At 59.4% G+C, this 17,359-nt stretch carries 22 protein-coding genes, 1 tRNA gene and 1 pseudogene; 19 read left to right on the plus strand and 5 right to left on the minus strand.

All coding sequences use genetic code 11. The features are described from left to right. Positions 1 to 41: 41 nt before the first annotated feature. Positions 42 to 485: a hypothetical protein gene (locus PAF20_RS05625; RefSeq protein ID WP_271072737.1), complete on the minus strand. Its 444-nt coding sequence runs from the start codon at positions 483 to 485 to the stop codon at positions 42 to 44. A 96-nt stretch (positions 486 to 581) separates the two neighbouring features. Here PAF20_RS05625 and PAF20_RS05630 point away from each other — a divergent pair, with 96 nt between their 5' ends. Together PAF20_RS05630 and PAF20_RS05635 are read left to right on the plus strand one after the other, a co-directional pair. After that, entirely contained in the window at positions 582 to 899 is a 318-nt protein-coding gene (locus PAF20_RS05630; protein WP_271072738.1) for a hypothetical protein, read from the plus strand. Beyond that, a complete protein-coding gene (locus tag PAF20_RS05635) occupies positions 896 to 1,087 on the plus strand; it encodes a hypothetical protein (RefSeq protein WP_271072739.1) in 192 nt (63 codons plus the stop codon). Before PAF20_RS05630 ends, PAF20_RS05635 begins: the two co-directional genes overlap by 4 nt. Positions 1,088 to 1,175: 88 nt before the next feature. Here PAF20_RS05635 and PAF20_RS05640 read toward each other — a convergent pair. Then, positions 1,176 to 1,250: transfer RNA gene (locus tag PAF20_RS05640), tRNA-Asn, on the minus strand. Positions 1,251 to 1,311: 61 nt separating this feature from the next. Then, positions 1,312 to 2,151, minus strand: a complete 840-nt coding sequence (locus PAF20_RS05645; protein WP_271072740.1) for an MBL fold metallo-hydrolase — start codon at positions 2,149 to 2,151, stop codon at positions 1,312 to 1,314. Positions 2,152 to 2,212: 61 nt separating this feature from the next. Here PAF20_RS05645 and PAF20_RS05650 point away from each other — a divergent pair, with 61 nt between their 5' ends. The 5 genes from PAF20_RS05650 (at position 2,213) to tuf (ending at position 8,203) form a co-directional block, all read left to right on the plus strand. Then, positions 2,213 to 3,565 carry an ATP-binding protein gene (locus PAF20_RS05650; RefSeq protein ID WP_271072741.1) on the plus strand — a complete coding sequence of 451 codons (1,353 nt, stop codon included), beginning with the start codon at positions 2,213 to 2,215 and terminating at the stop codon, positions 3,563 to 3,565. A 382-nt stretch (positions 3,566 to 3,947) separates the two neighbouring features. Next, on the plus strand, positions 3,948 to 4,319 hold the full coding sequence (rpsL, locus tag PAF20_RS05655; RefSeq protein ID WP_022705687.1) for a 30S ribosomal protein S12: 372 nt from the start codon (positions 3,948 to 3,950) through the stop codon (positions 4,317 to 4,319). Positions 4,320 to 4,331: 12 nt separating this feature from the next. After that, a complete protein-coding gene (gene rpsG, locus PAF20_RS05660) occupies positions 4,332 to 4,802 on the plus strand; it encodes a 30S ribosomal protein S7 (RefSeq protein WP_271072742.1) in 471 nt (156 codons plus the stop codon). Between the two features lie 18 nt (positions 4,803 to 4,820). Next, positions 4,821 to 6,944, plus strand: a complete 2,124-nt coding sequence (gene fusA / locus PAF20_RS05665; protein WP_271072743.1) for an elongation factor G — start codon at positions 4,821 to 4,823, stop codon at positions 6,942 to 6,944. Between the two features lie 83 nt (positions 6,945 to 7,027). Next, entirely contained in the window at positions 7,028 to 8,203 is a 1,176-nt protein-coding gene (gene tuf, locus PAF20_RS05670; protein ID WP_271072128.1) for an elongation factor Tu, read from the plus strand. 247 nt (positions 8,204 to 8,450) lie between these two features. On the opposite strand, the gene PAF20_RS05675 is transcribed toward tuf, so the two are convergent. Beyond that, positions 8,451 to 9,233: a DUF3800 domain-containing protein gene (locus PAF20_RS05675; RefSeq protein ID WP_271072744.1), complete on the minus strand. Its 783-nt coding sequence runs from the start codon at positions 9,231 to 9,233 to the stop codon at positions 8,451 to 8,453. Positions 9,234 to 9,416: 183 nt separating this feature from the next. On the opposite strand from PAF20_RS05675, the gene rpsJ reads away from it, so the two are divergent. The 9 genes and pseudogenes from rpsJ to rplP all read left to right on the plus strand — a co-directional run bounded on the left by rpsJ (position 9,417) and on the right by rplP (position 14,313). Next, positions 9,417 to 9,725 (plus strand): 30S ribosomal protein S10, encoded by a 309-nt coding sequence (rpsJ, locus tag PAF20_RS05680; RefSeq protein ID WP_042247848.1) that lies wholly within the window; start codon positions 9,417 to 9,419, stop codon positions 9,723 to 9,725. A gap of 9 nt (positions 9,726 to 9,734) precedes the next feature. Then, complete coding sequence (gene rplC, locus PAF20_RS05685) at positions 9,735 to 10,604, plus strand: 50S ribosomal protein L3 (protein WP_271072745.1); 870 nt, start codon at positions 9,735 to 9,737, stop codon at positions 10,602 to 10,604. Next, entirely contained in the window at positions 10,601 to 11,221 is a 621-nt protein-coding gene (gene rplD, locus PAF20_RS05690) for a 50S ribosomal protein L4 (RefSeq protein ID WP_271072746.1), read from the plus strand. Before rplC ends, rplD begins: the two co-directional genes overlap by 4 nt. Further along, complete coding sequence (locus PAF20_RS05695) at positions 11,218 to 11,514, plus strand: 50S ribosomal protein L23 (protein ID WP_271072747.1); 297 nt, start codon at positions 11,218 to 11,220, stop codon at positions 11,512 to 11,514. The genes rplD and PAF20_RS05695 overlap by 4 nt, the downstream gene beginning before the upstream one ends. Before the next feature lie 79 nt (positions 11,515 to 11,593). Further along, the gene (gene rplB / locus PAF20_RS05700; protein WP_271072748.1) at positions 11,594 to 12,430 is read left to right on the plus strand and encodes a 50S ribosomal protein L2; all 837 of its coding nucleotides are present in this window, start codon (positions 11,594 to 11,596) and stop codon (positions 12,428 to 12,430) included. A gap of 3 nt (positions 12,431 to 12,433) precedes the next feature. Continuing rightward, on the plus strand, positions 12,434 to 12,712 hold the full coding sequence (gene rpsS, locus PAF20_RS05705; RefSeq protein WP_147095517.1) for a 30S ribosomal protein S19: 279 nt from the start codon (positions 12,434 to 12,436) through the stop codon (positions 12,710 to 12,712). 5 nt (positions 12,713 to 12,717) lie between these two features. Next, a pseudogene (gene rplV, locus PAF20_RS05710) lies at positions 12,718 to 13,095 on the plus strand (50S ribosomal protein L22); the annotation flags it as partial. 74 nt (positions 13,096 to 13,169) lie between these two features. Further along, positions 13,170 to 13,886 carry a 30S ribosomal protein S3 gene (gene rpsC / locus PAF20_RS05715; RefSeq protein ID WP_271072749.1) on the plus strand — a complete coding sequence of 239 codons (717 nt, stop codon included), beginning with the start codon at positions 13,170 to 13,172 and terminating at the stop codon, positions 13,884 to 13,886. A gap of 13 nt (positions 13,887 to 13,899) precedes the next feature. Further along, positions 13,900 to 14,313, plus strand: a complete 414-nt coding sequence (rplP, locus tag PAF20_RS05720; protein WP_271072750.1) for a 50S ribosomal protein L16 — start codon at positions 13,900 to 13,902, stop codon at positions 14,311 to 14,313. Between the two features lie 97 nt (positions 14,314 to 14,410). On the opposite strand, the gene PAF20_RS05725 is transcribed toward rplP, so the two are convergent. After that, complete coding sequence (locus PAF20_RS05725; protein ID WP_271072751.1) at positions 14,411 to 15,184, minus strand: alpha/beta fold hydrolase; 774 nt, start codon at positions 15,182 to 15,184, stop codon at positions 14,411 to 14,413. Positions 15,185 to 15,254: 70 nt separating this feature from the next. Here PAF20_RS05725 and PAF20_RS05730 point away from each other — a divergent pair, with 70 nt between their 5' ends. From PAF20_RS05730 to PAF20_RS05740, 3 genes are read left to right on the plus strand one after another with little or no spacing between them, the layout of a single operon-like run. Next, positions 15,255 to 15,638 (plus strand): hypothetical protein, encoded by a 384-nt coding sequence (locus PAF20_RS05730; RefSeq protein ID WP_271072752.1) that lies wholly within the window; start codon positions 15,255 to 15,257, stop codon positions 15,636 to 15,638. Positions 15,639 to 15,694: 56 nt separating this feature from the next. Next, positions 15,695 to 17,008, plus strand: coding sequence for a tRNA (N6-isopentenyl adenosine(37)-C2)-methylthiotransferase MiaB (gene miaB / locus PAF20_RS05735; protein WP_271072753.1), 1,314 nt, complete (start codon positions 15,695 to 15,697; stop codon positions 17,006 to 17,008). After that, positions 17,008 to 17,340 (plus strand): DMT family transporter, encoded by a 333-nt coding sequence (locus tag PAF20_RS05740; protein ID WP_271072754.1) that lies wholly within the window; start codon positions 17,008 to 17,010, stop codon positions 17,338 to 17,340. The genes miaB and PAF20_RS05740 overlap by 1 nt, the downstream gene beginning before the upstream one ends. The last annotated feature ends 19 nt before the right edge of the window (positions 17,341 to 17,359 follow it).

A 17,359-nucleotide genomic window follows, 5' to 3' on the forward strand; every position in this document is an offset into this window, starting at 1 on the left:
TCGATCACGGTTTCGACTTGGATGTTGGGGTCGTTCCCCATCTATTCTTCGATGTAGCGCACCGCGCCAGCCTTTCGCCCGCTAACCACCGGGCCACCGGGTCGATCAGGGTCGATCCACGCGCTGATGATCGCATAGACGGATTCCGGGTGATGATCGGGCCATTGCTCCCCGACGATGCCGAGGGCTGCATGTGCGGATGCGGGCGACAAGCTGCCGCGTGGACCAAGGTCCGCGAGAATCTTGCCAGCTACACTGCGGAGATAGTCCGACACCCAAGTCGGCAATGGCTGTGCTGGATCGTGCCGTTCGAGATATTCCCAAGCTCGAACTGCGACCTCCCGTGAGTGACGCCTGCCGCTGGGCGCACCGGTGGCATCGTCGCTGTCCATGGGCCTTTCAGGCTGGAACTCGGAGGGTTCCAGCTCGAACACGGCAAGCTCTTGGGGCGTCAGCTTGTTAGGTTCGCGCCCCTGCTGCCCCATGTCCCAGACCTCGCTCTGTATGCCAGTTAATCACCACGGCCAGCATCCACTCGGAACGTGGCTACCAAATGGCTTTATACGAAAGGAGCCAATAATATGACCATCTCACCTGAGGAAAAAACCCTCGCATCCATCCAGCAAATGAGCAAGACGCAACTCGCTATGGCGCTTGCGATCATGTCAACACAAATCGACGAGTGTGACGTGTCTTTTGAAGCTGGCAGTGTTGTCGTCAGAGGACAACGCTTGAATCCGCTAATCGACGAAGATCGAGCGGTGCTTGCCATTCTCATTGCTGACAAAGAGTTTGGCTTTTCTGTCTCGACTGTCGAGAAATTGGCAAGCGAACTGCGAGATTTGCAAAATGTCTGGTTCGACGCGGCAAACCAGCTCAAGCTGGGGGCGGCAGCATGACCGACAATCACACAGACGAGCGTGCACTTGCCGAAGTCGAAGCCGCGCAACGCGTGATCAATCACTACATCGGCGAAAACTTTGTGACTGACTTCTGCCGTGACGAAAAGGGCTTCCTCGGCTTCTGCTATGATCCGCAGTGTTTCGCGGATCGTGCAAAACGCTTGGCTGACGGCGGCACTGCCTAATGTTGTAGAGTTGTTGCAGAGCCTGCCGAAAACGACGAAGGCCGCCCCAGTGGGCGGCCTATATCGTGTTGTAATCTCTAAGAAATTATGGCTCCGGCGGTAGGGATCGAACCTACGACCAATTGATTAACAGTCAACTGCTCTACCGCTGAGCTACGCCGGAACACGGGGGGCGATATAGCAACCTGTTTCGGCAGCGTCCAGAGGGGTTCGTCGGAAAAGTTTCATGGAAGTGAAAAAAGAGTTGTCGGTGTAATCGGGGCATCGGTGACCAGAACGCCCAGCTCTGCCATCGCGATCAGGTGAGCCAGCACATTGCGAGCGGCAGCAGGCAACAGTTGGGGTGGAACGTCATATATCGTTTGGGCGATTGTGGCGGCATCGGAAGGACCGCTTCTGAGGGCGCCCAGTATCTGGGCGCTTCGCTGTCGGCGGTGAAGCCTCAATTCCGCGATTCGCGATGCCGGGTCGTCGACGGGCTGCCCGTGTGCCGGAAACAGTTTTCTGAGCTGCAGCGATTCGATCCTGTCGAGGCTGCGGAAATAATCGACCAGATCCCCATCGGGCGGAGAAATCAGGGTAGAGGACCAGCCCAGAATGATATCGCCGCAAAACAGCTGGTCATCCCAAAGATAGGACAGATGGTTGCCCATATGGCCAGGCGTGTGAACGGCGCGCAGCATCCAGCCTTCGCCTTCGACAACATCGCCGTCGCGCAGCAGTTGGTCGGGACGAAAGTCAGTGTCCCGCCCCTCGCCGCCGCCGGCAGTCTCGACCAATGTTTCCATCACGGCGGAGCGCCCTGCATCTGCGCGACCGAGAGCCAGAATCGGGGCTCCCGCCTCTTTCGCCAATGCGGCGGCACCTTCGGAGTGGTCCAGATGAGCATGTGTCACCAGGATATGGCTGATCCTGCCCTGTCCTGCCTCAAGGATTGCCTGCCGGTGTGACAGGATATCTGGGCCGGGGTCGATGATGGCGATGCGGGTCTGTCCCAGCAGAAATGTGTTCGTTCCCGAACCTGTCAGGGGGGAGGGGTTGGGGGCAAGTATCGTCTGAAGCATTGTCGCGGGTTTTCCTCGGCAGTGTCAGTGACTAACTTAGCCGTGCGGCACAGGGGGCGCCATGCGAAACGGAACCGACTTCAACTGGCTGAAACGCCTCATGCCACGCGGGCTTTACGGTCGGGCGGTGCTGATCCTGCTTTTGCCTGTCTTTACGGTCGTTCTGGTCGTCACCGTCATGTTCTTTCAGCGCCACTTTGACGATGTCACGCGGCAGATGACGCGCGGCGTTGCGGAAGAAGTGGCTTTTGTTGCGAGAAATCTCGATCAGGGGCCGGATGCGGCCGCTGCAATGGAAAGCGCTGAATGGATCGCGCGCAATCTCGGCCTTGATCTTGAAGTTCCGGGCGGCCCGGTGAACGAGACGCGCCTGTTCTATGACTTTTCGGGGCGCATTGTCGCGGATGAACTGCGTGACCAGCTTCCGGGTTTGCGCGTCGTCGAACTGGGCGACATCAAGCAGGTCCGACTGGGGATGGCGGGGCAGCAGGGCAACTATGTTCTTGGCTTTGAACGCAGCCGGGTCAGTGCATCTAATCCGCATCAGCTGTTGGTCCTGCTGGGTTTTACAGCGGCGCTGATGACGGTTATTGCCGGAATATTCCTGCGCAACCAACTCAGACCGATCCGGCGGCTTGCCAAGGCTGCAGAGGATTACGGACGGGGCAGGGTGACGCCCTACCGACCGGGCGGCGCGATGGAAATTCGCAGCGCGGGCACGGCCTTTCTGGATATGCGCAACCGGCTTGAGCGTCTGGCGGAACAGCGGGGCATGATGCTGAGCGGGATCAGCCATGATCTGCGCACGCCCCTGACGCGGCTGCAACTGTCGCTGTCCATGCTTTCACCTGATGTAGAGCCGGACGAAGAAGAGATTGCGGCGATGCGGCGCGACCTTGACGAGATGTCCGGGATGATCAACGCATTCCTCGCCTTCGCCCGTGACGCAGCGCAGGATATGGGTGCCGCCGAAGAGGTTGCGATCCTGCCCTTTATGCAGCGTATCATCGAAGACGCCGCGCGAACCGGGCAAGAGATCGAGTTTCGTGCTGACGATATCACCGCCGCCGACAGTGCCACGTTCCGGCCCGATCTTTTGCGCCGGTCCATTGAAAATCTGATCGGTAATGCCGGGCGATATGCACGGCATATACGCATCATTGCCGCAGCCGGTCCGCGCGCGATACGTATCAGCGTCGAAGATGATGGGCCGGGCATTCCCGAGGATAAGCTGGAAGAGGCAATGCGCCCATTCAGCAGACTGGACCCGGCCCGTTCGCGGAACCGGGGCGAGGGGACAGGGCTGGGACTGGCCATCGCGGCCGATACGGCGCGGATGCTGGGTGGCCAGCTTCGCCTTGGCCGCAGCGCCGATCTGGGGGGATTGCGGGCCGAGATAGCGTTCCCGCGCTGACTTCTGGAACGTGATTGGACAAGCGTCTGGCCGAATGGAATTCACAGACCGCCGGGACAAAGCGGTGCCTATGGTTGTCACGACTTGCGATGGGTGAAGTGGGGTCCCATATACTGCCTTAGTCCCCAGCATTTGCGGGGCGAGTATTGTTGACAGCCCAGCCGATTCCGCCTATAGCCCGCCCGATCCGATGGGTTCTTCGCCCTCGGGATCCAGAACCAGATGGTCGAATTCAGGCCAAGCGCCTGGATTTACTGGATAGCCCCTCCGCCCCCGCATGGGAACGGAAGGGCTTTGGCTTTTTGCGATTCGCGCAATTGGCCGTCGAGAAGTGGCGCATCCGGCCGGGTGCGAGTATTGACAGAGCAAGACGGGGAACCGAATGCCTACGATTCAACAGCTGATCCGCAAACCGCGGCAGCCCAAGGTGCAGCGCTCGAAATCGCAGCACCTCCAAGGATGTCCGCAAAAACGCGGCGTCTGCACGCGCGTCTACACCACGACGCCGAAGAAACCGAACTCTGCTATGCGTAAGGTCGCCAAGGTGCGCCTGACGAATGGCTTTGAGGTCATTTCCTACATTCCGGGCGAAAAGCACAACCTGCAGGAACACTCTGTTGTTCTGATCCGCGGTGGTCGTGTGAAAGACCTTCCGGGTGTCCGCTACCACATCCTGCGCGGTGTGCTGGATACCCAGGGCGTCAAGGATCGTCGCCAGCGTCGTTCGAAATACGGCGCCAAGCGTCCGAAGTAAGGAGAGACACAGATGTCACGTCGTCACGCCGCTGAGAAGCGCGAAGTCCTGCCCGACGCCAAATATGGCGATCGCGTGCTGACCAAGTTCATGAACAACCTGATGGTTGACGGGAAGAAATCGGTCGCCGAACGCATCGTTTACAACGCACTTGACCGCGTCGAAACGAAGCTGAAGCGCGCGCCGGTCGAAGTCTTCCACGAAGCCCTCGACAATGTGAAACCTTCCGTCGAAGTGCGTTCGCGCCGCGTCGGTGGTGCCACCTATCAGGTTCCGGTCGAGGTTCGCCCGACCCGCCGCGAGGCTCTGGCCATCCGCTGGCTGATCACCGCTGCGAAAAACCGCAACGAAAACACCATGGAAGAGCGCCTTGCCGGTGAGCTTGCCGATGCCGTCAATGGCCGCGGCACTGCCGTCAAGAAGCGCGAAGACACCCACAAGATGGCCGACGCGAACAAAGCGTTCAGCCATTATCGCTGGTAACCGGAAGGAAGGCCCATTATGGCACGCGATTATCCGATTCAGCGTTATCGTAACTTCGGCATCATGGCGCACATCGATGCCGGCAAGACGACAACGACCGAGCGTATCCTTTACTACACCGGCAAGTCGCACAAGATCGGCGAAGTCCATGACGGCGCCGCGACGATGGACTGGATGGAACAGGAAGCAGAGCGTGGTATCACCATTACCTCGGCTGCGACCACGACCTTCTGGCAGCGTCAGGAAGACCCGACCGCTGACGGCACCTCGGATACGAAGTTCCGCTTCAACATCATCGACACCCCCGGCCACGTTGACTTCACCATCGAAGTCGAACGCTCGCTGGCGGTTCTGGATGGTGCGATCTGCCTGCTGGACGCCAATGCCGGCGTTGAGCCGCAAACCGAAACCGTCTGGCGTCAGGCTGACCGCTATAAGGTTCCGCGGATCGTCTTCGTCAACAAGATGGACAAGATCGGCGCGGATTACTTCAACTGCGTCAAGATGATCAAGGACCGCACCGGCGGCATCCCGTGCCCGATCGCACTGCCGATCGGTGCCGAGGACAAGCTGGAAGGCATCATCGACCTGATCAAGATGGAAGAATGGGTCTGGAAAGGTGAAGACCTCGGCGCAAGCTGGGTTCGCCAGCCGATCCGTGCCGAGCTTCAGGATCAGGCCGACGAATGGCGCAACAACATGATCGAGCTTGCTGTCGAGCAGGACGATGATGCGATGGAAGCCTATCTGGAAGGCAATGAGCCGGACGAGGATACACTGCGCAAGCTGATCCGTAAGGGTACGCTGTCGCTGTCCTTCTTCCCGGTCATGGCCGGTTCTGCGTTCAAGAACAAAGGTGTGCAGCCGCTTCTTAACGCCGTGATCGACTTCCTGCCGGCTCCGATCGACGTGCCGACCCTGATGGGCTTCTCGCCCGATGACGAAACGGAAACGCGCGATCACGCCCGTCCGGCTGATGACGATGCACCGTTCTCGGCACTGGCGTTCAAAATCATGAACGACAAGTTCGTCGGCTCGCTGACCTTCTCCCGGATCTATTCGGGCAAGATCAGCAAGGGCGATTCGATGATGAACTCGACCAAGGGCAAGAACGAGCGTGTCGGCCGCATGATGATCATGCACGCGATTGAGCGTGAAGAGATCGAGAATGCATATGCCGGTGACATCATCGCGCTTGCAGGTCTGAAAGAAACCACCACGGGTGACACGCTGTGCGATCCCCAGAAGCCGGTGGTTCTGGAAACCATGACCTTCCCCGAGCCGGTGATCGAAATCGCTGTGGAGCCGAAGTCCAAGGCCGACCAGGAAAAGATGGGCCTCGCCCTTCAGCGCCTGGCTGCCGAAGACCCGTCTTTCCGCGTCGAAACCGATCTGGAATCGGGTCAGACCATCATGAAGGGCATGGGCGAACTTCACCTCGACATCCTGGTCGACCGCATGAAGCGCGAGTTCAAGGTCGAGGCGAATATCGGTGCGCCGCAGGTGGCTTACCGCGAAACCATCTCGACCGAGGCCGAGATCGACTACACGCACAAGAAGCAGTCCGGTGGTACCGGTCAGTTCGCCCGCGTGAAGATGATCATCACCCCGACCGAGCCGGGCGAAGGTTACTCCTTCGAGTCGCGCATCGTTGGTGGTGCGGTGCCGAAGGAATACATCCCCGGCGTCGAAAAAGGCATCAAGTCGGTTATGGACAGCGGTCCGCTGGCAGGCTTCCCGGTAATCGACTTCAAGGTCGCACTGGTTGACGGTGCGTTCCACGATGTCGACTCCTCCGTGCTCGCCTTCGAAATCGCTGCCCGTGCCGGCATGCGTGAAGGTCTGCGTAAAGCGGGTGCGAAGCTGCTGGAGCCGATCATGCGCGTCGAAGTGGTCACGCCGGAAGAATATACCGGGTCGATCATCGGTGACCTGACCTCCCGTCGCGGGATGGTTCGCGGTCAGGACGCACGCGGCAACGCAAACGTCATCGACGCGTTTGTGCCGCTGGCGAATATGTTCGGCTATATCAACAACCTGCGTTCCATGTCTTCGGGCCGCGCGGTGTTCACGATGCAGTTCGACCATTACGATGCTGTGCCGCAGAACATCTCGGAAGAAATCCAGAAGAAATACGCGTAATCAAGGCGGTGCGGGGGGAACCTCGCGCCCTACCACCCCTGTAGGGTGCGCCTCGGCGCACCGTCACTCAAAGGAGCTTTGCAATGGCAAAAGCAAAATTCGAACGGAACAAGCCGCACGTTAACATCGGGACGATTGGCCACGTTGACCACGGCAAGACGACTCTGACGGCTGCGATCACCAAGTATTTCGGTGACTTCCAGGCCTATGACCAGATCGACGGTGCGCCGGAAGAGAAGGCGCGCGGGATCACCATCTCGACCGCTCACGTCGAGTATGAGACCGACACCCGTCACTATGCCCATGTCGACTGCCCCGGCCACGCCGACTACGTCAAGAACATGATCACCGGTGCCGCGCAGATGGACGGCGCGATCCTGGTTGTGAACGCCGCTGACGGCCCGATGCCGCAGACCCGCGAACACATCCTGCTGGGCCGTCAGGTCGGCATTCCCTACATGGTCGTCTACCTGAACAAGGTCGACCAGGTGGATGACGAGGAACTGCTGGAACTGGTCGAGATGGAAGTCCGCGAACTGCTGTCCTCCTACGACTACCCGGGCGACGATATTCCGATCGTCAAAGGCTCGGCTCTGGCCGCTCTGGAAGGCCGCGACGAGGAAATCGGTGAAAAATCGATCCGCGCGCTGCTGGAGGCCGTGGACAGCTATATCCCGACGCCCGAGCGCGCCGTGGACCAGCCGTTCCTGATGCCGATCGAAGACGTGTTCTCGATCTCGGGCCGTGGTACGGTTGTGACCGGCCGGGTCGAGCGTGGCGCTGTCAATGTCGGCGACGAACTGGAAATCGTGGGCATCCGCGACACCAAGAAAACCACCTGCACCGGTGTGGAAATGTTCCGCAAGCTGCTGGATCGCGGTGAAGCCGGCGACAATATCGGCGCTCTGCTGCGCGGTATCGAGCGTGACGGTGTTGAGCGTGGTCAGGTTCTGGCCAAGCCGGGTTCCGTGACCCCGCACACCAAGTTCGAAGCAGAAGCTTATATCCTGACCAAGGAAGAAGGCGGCCGCCACACCCCGTTCTTCGGCAACTACCGTCCGCAGTTCTACTTCCGCACGACGGATGTGACCGGGACGGTGAAGCTGCCGGAAGGCACGGAAATGGTGATGCCGGGCGACAACCTGAAGTTCGAGGTCGAGCTGATCGCCCCGATCGCGATGGAAGAAAAACTGCGCTTCGCCATCCGCGAAGGCGGCCGCACCGTCGGCGCAGGCGTGGTCTCGAAGATCATCGAGTGATCGCAACCGCGATATCGTGATGAAAGCCCGTCCCGGAAGGGACGGGCTTTTTAGTGGGGTGGGTCGTCATGGGTGATCGCCCCGTCTGAGGTATGATCACAAGCCCGTCCCGAGCGGGCGAGCATTACGCTGCCGAGGCGTATCTTAACTTGATTTTGATGACTGAATGGCTATATTCATCTCAAAGGTTCCTCCCCGATGAAAAGAACCCAAGGGGTTCTCCGCAAGGTAGTCGGGGAGGTCGTTTTCAGTAGTAGTGCCGCCTTCCAGTGCGAAAGATGTCGAATTCGCTCCTGATCAGAGGCTCTATTAAGCTATGATGCTGAAGCTGCTTTCTCTCCCATTTTCTTAATATGGCCCAGTTGATGTAGTCGGCAATTTGTAGGCCGTAATGGGCCTTTGACCTGTGATGCATCAGCCGATATGGTGTGCTGTCAGGAAGCATTTGGGATAGCGTAACTTTAACGGCCTTTTCTATCGCGCGCCTTTTTCGGTTAACAGGGATGGAATCTGTTATGATCACAAGTTCGCCTATCCCGTTGGGACACCTCTCAACAACGTAGCGCAACAGATATCCCAACATCCTAGGGTAGAAATTCTCCGGTGCCTGAAGGGCTGGACCGGTCTTCCTCTTCTCGACAACGACCGCATCAGCGCATGCAAGAGGCAAGTTATCAGCCAGCATTTGAAACACACGCTCTTTTATATGTGAGTTGTCTTCGGCGCAGTGGAAATATTCAAGGTCGATGCGAGGCGGAACTCGGAACTCCAAGAGGTCATATTTGTAGGTGTCGAGAAACGTGTGCAGCCTAAACGGTCGCATCATCGACACACTGGTGAGTGTAAAATACTCCGACCCACTCGGCGAAAAATCAAAATTTCCGCCCTCGTCTAGGAAAACATACAGGGTGGGTGCTGCTTCGGTTGAAATATCGAGCATAGAATCTGTAGCGATGACTGTCGGCCGAGTAGAAATAATCCCGGCGTTCAATGCAATCGGATTCTCTGCAACGCTACCCTTGACCCTCACACCCACATGACGCTATACGCGCCCATCGCGACCGAATCCGCTTGAATCAAAGGATTCGCTTGCATCTGACGGGGCCGCCCCCTATAGGGCGGCTTCGCAGTTTTTATATGAGGTCCGATGCTGGCGCCGCGTGGTGTGTCGTCAGCCTCTCGACTGGAACCCTCAAAGCTCCGAGGGATGACGATGCAAAGTCAGAATATCCGCATTCGGCTGAAGGCGTTCGATTACCGCGTGCTGGATGCCAGCACCCAGGAAATCGTGAACACCGCCAAGCGCACGGGTGCCACGGTTCGCGGGCCGATCCCGCTGCCGAACAAGATCGAGAAATTCACCGTCCTGCGCGGTCCGCATATCGACAAGAAATCGCGCGACCAGTGGGAAATCCGCACGCATAAGCGTCTGCTGGACATCGTCGATCCGACGCCGCAGACCGTCGACGCGCTGATGAAGCTCGACCTCGCCGCTGGCGTGGATGTCGAGATCAAAGTGTAAGGGGGCAACATGCGTACGGGTGTTATCGCCAAGAAGCTGGGCATGACCCGGCTGTTTCTGGAAGATGGCCGCCAGGTTCCGGTGACCGTCCTCCATCTCGACAACCTTCAGGTGATCTCGCAGCGCACTGCCGACCGTGATGGCTATGTGGCCGTCCAGCTGGGCGCGGGCGATGCGAAAGCCAAGCGCGTCTCCGCGCCGGTTCGCGGCCATTTCGCGAAAGCCGGTGTCGCGCCGAAGCGCAAGATCGCCGAGTTCCGCGTCAGCGAAGACAATCTGGTCGAAGTTGGTGAAGAGATCGTGGCCGATCACTATTTCGCCGGCCAGTTCGTCGATGTTGCGGGCACGTCCATCGGTAAAGGTTTTGCCGGTGCGATGAAGCGTCACAACTTCGGCGGTCTGCGTGCCTCTCATGGTGTGTCGATCAGCCACCGCTCGCACGGTTCGACCGGTCAGTGTCAGGATCCGGGCAAGGTGTTCAAGGGCAAGAAAATGGCCGGTCATCTTGGTGCCGTTCGCGTCACCACGCAGAACCTGCAGGTCATCAAGACCGACAGCGACCGCGGCCTGATCATGGTCAAGGGCTCTGTTCCGGGTTCCAAAGGTGGCTGGGTTGTCATCAAGGATGCCGTCAAGAAAGAGGCGCCTGAGAACCTGATCACCCCGGCTGCGACGCGTTCGAAGCTGAAAGAAGCGCAGCGCGTTGCCGAAGAAGCCGCAGCAGCTGCTGCTGCCGAGGAAGAAGCTGCCCGCGAGGAAGCCGCACGTCTGGCTGCCGAGCAGGAAGCTGCAGCGCTCGCCGAAGCTGAAGCGTCGATCGAGGCTGACAAGGCCGCCGAAGACGGTGCTGCACCGGAAGGCGAAGGAGACAAGGAATGAAACTCGATGTGATCAAGCTGGACTCCGGTAAGGCCGGGTCCATCGAGCTGGCCGACGAGGTCTTCGGGCTGGAGCCGCGCGGCGACATCCTGCAGCGCGTCGTCCGCTGGCAGCGTGCCAAGGCACAGGCCGGGACGCACTCGGTTCTGGGTAAGTCGGAAGTCAGCTACTCGACCAAGAAGATCTATCGCCAGAAAGGCACCGGCGGCGCTCGTCACGGTTCCCGCAAGGCGCCGATCTTCCGCAAGGGTGGTGTCTACAAGGGTCCGACCCCGCGTTCGCACGCCTTCGATCTGCCGAAAAAGGTCCGCGCGCTTGGCCTCAAGCATGCGCTGTCGGCCAAGGCAACCGCAGGTGAACTGGTGGTGATCGAGGATCTGAACATTGCCGACACCAAGACCTCGGCCGTTGCAAAAGCGGTCAAGGAAAACGGCTGGAAGCGCGTTCTGGTCATCGACGGTGCCGACGTGAACGAGGGCTTTGCCCGCGCCGCGCGCAATCTCGATGGCGTCGATGTGCTGCCGTCGATGGGCGCAAACGTCTATGACATCCTCAAGCGTGACACGCTGGTGATCACGCGTGCTGGTGTCGAAGCACTGGAGGCTCGCCTGAAATGAGCGCGAAAGCTGAACATTACGACGTGATCCGCAAGCCGGTCATCACTGAAAAGGCAACGCTGGCTGGTGAAGTCAATGCGTTCGTTTTCGAAGTGGCGATTGACGCGAACAAACCGCAGATCAAGGAAGCTGTGGAAAACCTGTTCGACGTCAAGGTGAAAGCGGTGAACACCACCGTGACCAAAGGCAAACACAAGCGTTTCCGCGGCCGCCCCGGCGTCCGTTCCGACGTGAAGAAAGCCTATGTCACGCTGGAAGAAGGCAATTCGATCGACGTGTCCACCGGACTCTGATCGTAACCAGAAGATCGCGGTTCCCGTTCGCGGGGGCCGCATAACTATTTGACGAAACAAAGCAACGGAAGACAGAAAGATGGCACTCAAGTCGTATAAACCGACGACGCCTGGCCAGCGTGGGCTGGTTCTGATCGACCGTTCGGAGCTTTGGAAAGGTCGTCCGGTCAAAACCCTTACCGAGGGTCTGACCAAGAAGGGCGGCCGGAACAATACCGGACGGATCACCATGCGCCGCAAAGGCGGCGGGGCAAAGCGCCTGTATCGCATCGTCGATTTCAAGCGCAACAAGTTCGATGTATCGGCAACGGTCGAGCGGATCGAATACGATCCCAACCGCACCGCTTTCATCGCGCTGATCAAATATGAAGATGGCGAGCAGGCCTATATCCTTGCACCTCAGCGTCTGGCTGTTGGCGATAAGGTGATCGCTGGCGCCAAGGTCGACGTAAAGCCGGGCAACACCATGCCTTTCTCAGGCATGCCGATCGGCACGATCGTCCACAATGTCGAGCTGAAGCCCGGCAAAGGCGGTCAGATTGCACGTTCCGCCGGAACCTACGCTCAGTTTGTTGGCCGTGACGGTGGCTACGCCCAGATCCGCCTTTCCTCGGGCGAGCTGCGCATGGTCCGTCAGGAATGTCTGGCCACCATCGGTGCTGTTTCGAATGCCGATCATTCGAACCAGAACTTCGGTAAAGCCGGCCGCAACCGCCACAAGGGCATCCGCCCGAGCGTTCGCGGTGTCGCTATGAACCCGATCGACCACCCGCATGGTGGTGGTGAGGGCCGCACTTCGGGTGGCCGTACGCCGGTTACGCCCTGGGGTAAGGACACCAAGGGTAAAAAGACCCGCACGAACAAATCGACCGACAAGTATATCCTGCGGTCGCGTCACGCGAAGAAGGGACGTTAATCCATGGCACGTTCTGTTTGGAAAGGCCCGTTCGTCGACGCCTATGTTCTGAAGAAGGCGGAAAAAGCCCGCGAATCCGGCAAGTCCGACGTGATCAAGATCTGGTCGCGCCGCTCGACAATCCTGCCGCAATTCGTTGGTCTGACTTTCGGCGTCTATAACGGTCAAAAGCACATCCCGGTCAATGTTTCCGAGGATATGATCGGCCAGAAGTTCGGTGAGTATTCACCGACGCGGACCTATTACGGTCACGCAGCCGACAAGAAAGCGAAAAGGAAGTAATCGTCATGGGTAAGGAAAAGAATCCGCGCCGCGTGGCGGATAACGAAGCGATGGCGAAGACCAAGATGCTTCGCACCTCGCCGCAGAAACTGAATCTCGTCGCCGGTCTGATCCGCGGCAAGAAGGTCGAAACGGCTCTGTCCGATCTGACCTTCTCGAAGCGCCGTATCGCTGGCGACGTGAAGAAGTGCCTGCAATCGGCCATCGCGAATGCCGAGAACAACCATAATCTGGACGTCGACAACCTGATCGTTGCCGAAGCATGGGTTGGTAAGAACCTTGTCATGAAGCGCGGTCGTCCGCGCGCCCGTGGTCGTTATGGCCGCATCATGAAGCCGTTCTCGGAAATCACCATCAAGCTGCGTGAGGTCGATCCGGCCGCTGCCGCGGCTGCTGCCGAAGCCAAGAAGGCTTCGCGCAAGACCGCCAAGGCAGAAACCGCAGAGGAGCAAGCGTAATGGGTCAGAAGGTTAACCCCGTCGGGATGCGCCTCCAGGTCAATCGCACCTGGGACAGCCGTTGGTACGCCGACGACAAAGAGTACGGCGATCTGCTGCTCGAAGACCTGAAAATCCGGGAATTCGTCAAGAAAGAAGCCAAGCAGGCCGGCATCAGCCGCGTCATCATCGAGCGTCCGCACAAAAAATGCCGCGTGACCATTCATGCTGCACGTCCGGGCGTCATCATCGGCAAGAAGGGCGCCGATATCGAGGTTCTGCGCAAGAAGCTGTCGCAATTTACCGACAGCGAACTGCACCTGAACATCGTTGAGGTTCGCAAGCCGGAACTGGACGCCCAACTGGTCGCTGAATCGATTGCGCAGCAGTTGGAGCGCCGGGTTTCGTTCCGCCGCGCCATGAAGCGCGCTGTTCAGAACTCGATGCGTATGGGTGCGCTTGGGATCCGCGTTAACGTCGCCGGCCGTCTGGGCGGTGCCGAGATCGCACGGACCGAGTGGTATCGTGAAGGTCGCGTTCCGCTGCACACGCTGCGTGCGGATATCGACTATGCACTGGCAGAGGCCATGACCCCTTACGGGATCATCGGCATCAAGGTCTGGATCTTCAAAGGCGAGATCATGGAACATGATCCGCAGGCCCGTGACCGCAAGGCTGCCGAAGCTCAGGACGGTCCGGCCCCGCGTGGCCCACGTCGCGACCGCGACAGCCGGTAAGGAGTAGGAAACAATGCTGCAACCGAAACGGACGAAGTTCCGCAAACAGCACAAGGGCCGGATTCACGGCGAAGCCAAAGGTGGCTTCGACATCAACTTCGGTTCGTTCGCCCTGAAAGCGACCGAGCCGGAGCGTGTCACCGCCCGCCAGATCGAAGCGGCCCGCCGCGCGATCACCCGTCACATGAAGCGTCAGGGCCGGGTCTGGATCCGGGTTTTCCCGGACGTGCCGGTTTCCTCGAAGCCGACCGAAGTGCGGATGGGTAAAGGTAAGGGTTCGGTCGATTACTGGGCCGCCCGCGTCCATCCGGGCCGGATCATGTTCGAGATCGACGGCGTCGCCGACAACATCGCACGCGAGGCACTGCGCCTTGGCGCGATGAAACTGCCGGTCACGACCCGCATCGTCGAGCGTTCGGACTGGTAAGTCCGGCATCCGACCGAAGGAAATCTGAAAACCCCGCCAGAGATGGCGGGGTTTTTGTTTGGGTATCCGGGCCTTCTGCGCAGATGCCGCCTATGCTTCAGCCAAGGAAATCGGCAATCGCATCAGCAACCTGTTTCGGCTCCTCTGCGTGGAGCCAGTGCCCGCAATTGGCAATATAGCGCAGCTCTGCCTGCGGGAAATATTCGTGGATCGCATCTGCGTTCTTTCCCTCCCGTGCATAGTCGGAATCTGCACCGGCAAGGAACAATGCTGGCCCGTCGAATGCGCCTTTTGGCAGGCCGTCCGGCCAGCCAACCAGCGATGACATCTGATCAGACAGCACCGGCAGATTAAGCTTCCAGCGTGGTGGGGCGGCCTTCAGATCGAGGCTTTGCAGAAGGAAGGCGCGCACGCCGGGTTCATCCACCGATTGCGCCAACCGCTTGTCCGCCTCTGACCGCAGCTTCAGCCCGTCCAGATCAAGGGCCTGCATCGCGTCGACATATTCCTGCTGCGTGTGACTGTAGCTGACCGGGGCAATATCCAGCACCGCAAGCTTGCGAACCATTTGTGGATGGCTCAGGGCCAGCACCATTGACGCCTTGCCACCCATCGAATGGCCGACCACATCGGCCTTGCCGCCATGGGCCTCGATCAGATCGCGCAGATCACCAGCTAGCGCAGGATATGAATGGTCGGGATCATGGGGAGAGTCGCCATGATTGCGCATATCGACAGAGATCACCTTGCGGTGCTCGTCCAGCCGTCTGGCGATGCCGCCAAGATTCCTGGCCGATCCGAACAGACCGTGTACCAGAAGGACGGGCGGCATCCCGTGATCGTCGCCGGAAATGAGTGTGTTCAGTTTCATGGCAACAGCTTAGCCGGGCTGGAATGCCTTCGCCAGCCCGTCTATGATCCCGGCGCAAATGAGGGACGCAATGACACCGCTGAACGTAAGAAGCTGGGCCGAAGAGGTCGCCGTGCTGATGGCAACGCGCCTTGGCGGTGCCCGCCGGGGCGAGGCGATTGACCTGGACACGATGCTGCGTCGTCGCGGCGGCGCATTGCCGCGCAACCTGTATAAGCAGGCCGTGATCCTGCGCGATGCTGAGACGATCACCAACGCCCCCAAGATCGCCCGTCAGACCGATTTCCGTGGTGCCGCGCAGGCCCATGCAGATCTGGTCGCATATCTGAAACCGTTCGGACGCGTGACGCGGATGCAGGAAAAGGCGACAAATTTTGCAGCTTCGGTCGTCTTTGGCCTTCTGGTTCTGGGGATCGTGATTATCTGGGTTCTGGTCTCGCAGGGTTATCTGTAGGCGCGGCTTTGCTTCGCTGCGCCTTTCGGATATTAGGCGCGCAAAGGAATCCGATCATGGCTGAACCGAAGAAGCTTTTCATCAAGACCTATGGCTGTCAGATGAATGTCTATGACAGCTCGCGCATGGCAGAGGCGATGGGCGCGGATGGCTATGTCCTGACCGAGGATCAGGCAGAGGCCGATATGGTTCTGCTGAACACCTGTCATATCCGGGAAAAGGCGGCAGAGAAGCTGTATTCCGATCTGGGACGACTGAAGCCGTTCAAGGCCGAAAAGCCGGACCTGAAAATCGCCGTGGCGGGCTGCGTGGCGCAGGCCGAGGGCGAAGAGATCGTGAACCGCATGCCTCTGGTCGATCTGGTTGTCGGGCCGCAAAGCTATCACAAGCTGCCTGCGATGGCGCGTGGCGAAGGCCCGCGCGTGCTGACCGAGTTCCCGGAAGAAGACAAGTTCGACCATCTGCCGAAGGCGCGTGCCACACGGCGTGCGCCGACGGCCTTCCTGACCGTGCAGGAAGGCTGCGACAAGTTCTGTGCCTTCTGCGTCGTTCCCTATACACGCGGGGCCGAGGTCTCTCGCCCCGTGGAACGGATCATGGCCGAAGCCCGCGATCTGGTGGAACGCGGTGTGCGCGAAATCACGCTGCTGGGGCAGAACGTCAATGGCTGGCACGGGGCAGGGGCCGATGGTCGGGAATGGCAATTCGGGCGGCTGATCCGGGCAGTGGCGGAAATCGACGGGCTGGACCGCATTCGCTACACGACCAGCCACCCCAATGACATGACCGATGACCTGATCGAGGCGCATGGGGATGAGCCGAAGTTGATGCCCTATCTGCATCTGCCGGTGCAGTCGGGCAGCGATCGGGTGCTGAAGGCGATGAACCGCAAGCATACCGCCGAACAATATCTGCGGCTGATCGACCGTATCCGCGCCGCGCGTCCCGACATCGTGTTGACGTCGGACTTCATTGCGGGTTTTCCGGGTGAGACCGATCAGGATCACGCTGACACGCTGAAACTGATTGAAGATGTCGGCTATGGCATGGCTTACAGCTTTAAATACTCGTCACGCCCCGGTACGCCGGCCGCCGGTCGTGCGGAAGTTCCGGGTGATGTGGCCGATGCCCGCCTGCAGGAATTGCAGGCCCTTCTGAGCCGCCAGCAAAAGGCCGTGCAGGAATCGATGATTGGCCGCAGGCTTGGTGTGTTGTTCGAAAAGAAGGGCCGCGAGGCGGGGCAGATGATCGGCAAGTCGGACTACCTGCACTCTGTCTTTGTCGAAGCGCCTGACGCCATGATCGGCGAGCTGGTCGAGGTCGAAATCACCCGTTCCGCGCCGAACTCTCTTGAGGGGAAACTTGCCTGATGCCGGTCTGGGCGTGGCTGTTGGGCGCTGTCGGGCTGGAGGTCGTGGGCACCACGGCTTTGCAGCAATCGGCCCAGTTCACCCGTATTTTGCCGACCGCTGTCATGGTGGCCTGCTATGGCTTGTCCTTTTACGCGTTGTCAGTCGTGGTGCAGTCCATGCCGGTGGGCGTCATGTATGCAATCTGGTCCGGAGCGGGAATCGCGCTGATTTCGCTGATCGGCTGGTTGTTTCTGAATCAGAGACTTGATGCGGCGGCACTGCTTGGCATTGGTCTGATTGCCGCCGGGGTGATTGTGATCAACCTGTTTTCCGGCGCCAATCCGCACTGAGCAGAGGTGAAAGCTGCGA

The organism is Paracoccus albus, from assembly GCF_027913035.1.
Taxonomy (GTDB): Bacteria; Pseudomonadota; Alphaproteobacteria; order Rhodobacterales; family Rhodobacteraceae; genus Paracoccus; species Paracoccus albus.

Coding starts and splice junctions, on each gene's coding strand:
- rplD (WP_271072746.1), top strand. CDS start 10,601: ATGAAACTCGATGTGATCAAGCTGGACTCCGGTAAGGCCGGGTCCATC.
- rpsJ (WP_042247848.1), top strand. CDS start 9,417: ATGCAAAGTCAGAATATCCGCATTCGGCTGAAGGCGTTCGATTACCGC.
- rpsG (WP_271072742.1), top strand. CDS start 4,332: ATGTCACGTCGTCACGCCGCTGAGAAGCGCGAAGTCCTGCCCGACGCC.
- PAF20_RS05725 (WP_271072751.1), bottom strand. CDS start 15,184: ATGAAACTGAACACACTCATTTCCGGCGACGATCACGGGATGCCGCCC.
- fusA (WP_271072743.1), top strand. CDS start 4,821: ATGGCACGCGATTATCCGATTCAGCGTTATCGTAACTTCGGCATCATG.
- PAF20_RS05740 (WP_271072754.1), top strand. CDS start 17,008: ATGCCGGTCTGGGCGTGGCTGTTGGGCGCTGTCGGGCTGGAGGTCGTG.
- rplP (WP_271072750.1), top strand. CDS start 13,900: ATGCTGCAACCGAAACGGACGAAGTTCCGCAAACAGCACAAGGGCCGG.
- PAF20_RS05635 (WP_271072739.1), top strand. CDS start 896: ATGACCGACAATCACACAGACGAGCGTGCACTTGCCGAAGTCGAAGCC.
- rpsS (WP_147095517.1), top strand. CDS start 12,434: ATGGCACGTTCTGTTTGGAAAGGCCCGTTCGTCGACGCCTATGTTCTG.
- PAF20_RS05695 (WP_271072747.1), top strand. CDS start 11,218: ATGAGCGCGAAAGCTGAACATTACGACGTGATCCGCAAGCCGGTCATC.
- PAF20_RS05625 (WP_271072737.1), bottom strand. CDS start 485: ATGGGGCAGCAGGGGCGCGAACCTAACAAGCTGACGCCCCAAGAGCTT.
- rpsC (WP_271072749.1), top strand. CDS start 13,170: ATGGGTCAGAAGGTTAACCCCGTCGGGATGCGCCTCCAGGTCAATCGC.
- miaB (WP_271072753.1), top strand. CDS start 15,695: ATGGCTGAACCGAAGAAGCTTTTCATCAAGACCTATGGCTGTCAGATG.
- PAF20_RS05630 (WP_271072738.1), top strand. CDS start 582: ATGACCATCTCACCTGAGGAAAAAACCCTCGCATCCATCCAGCAAATG.
- tuf (WP_271072128.1), top strand. CDS start 7,028: ATGGCAAAAGCAAAATTCGAACGGAACAAGCCGCACGTTAACATCGGG.
- rplC (WP_271072745.1), top strand. CDS start 9,735: ATGCGTACGGGTGTTATCGCCAAGAAGCTGGGCATGACCCGGCTGTTT.
- PAF20_RS05645 (WP_271072740.1), bottom strand. CDS start 2,151: ATGCTTCAGACGATACTTGCCCCCAACCCCTCCCCCCTGACAGGTTCG.
- PAF20_RS05730 (WP_271072752.1), top strand. CDS start 15,255: ATGACACCGCTGAACGTAAGAAGCTGGGCCGAAGAGGTCGCCGTGCTG.
- rplB (WP_271072748.1), top strand. CDS start 11,594: ATGGCACTCAAGTCGTATAAACCGACGACGCCTGGCCAGCGTGGGCTG.
- rpsL (WP_022705687.1), top strand. CDS start 3,948: ATGCCTACGATTCAACAGCTGATCCGCAAACCGCGGCAGCCCAAGGTG.
- PAF20_RS05650 (WP_271072741.1), top strand. CDS start 2,213: ATGCGAAACGGAACCGACTTCAACTGGCTGAAACGCCTCATGCCACGC.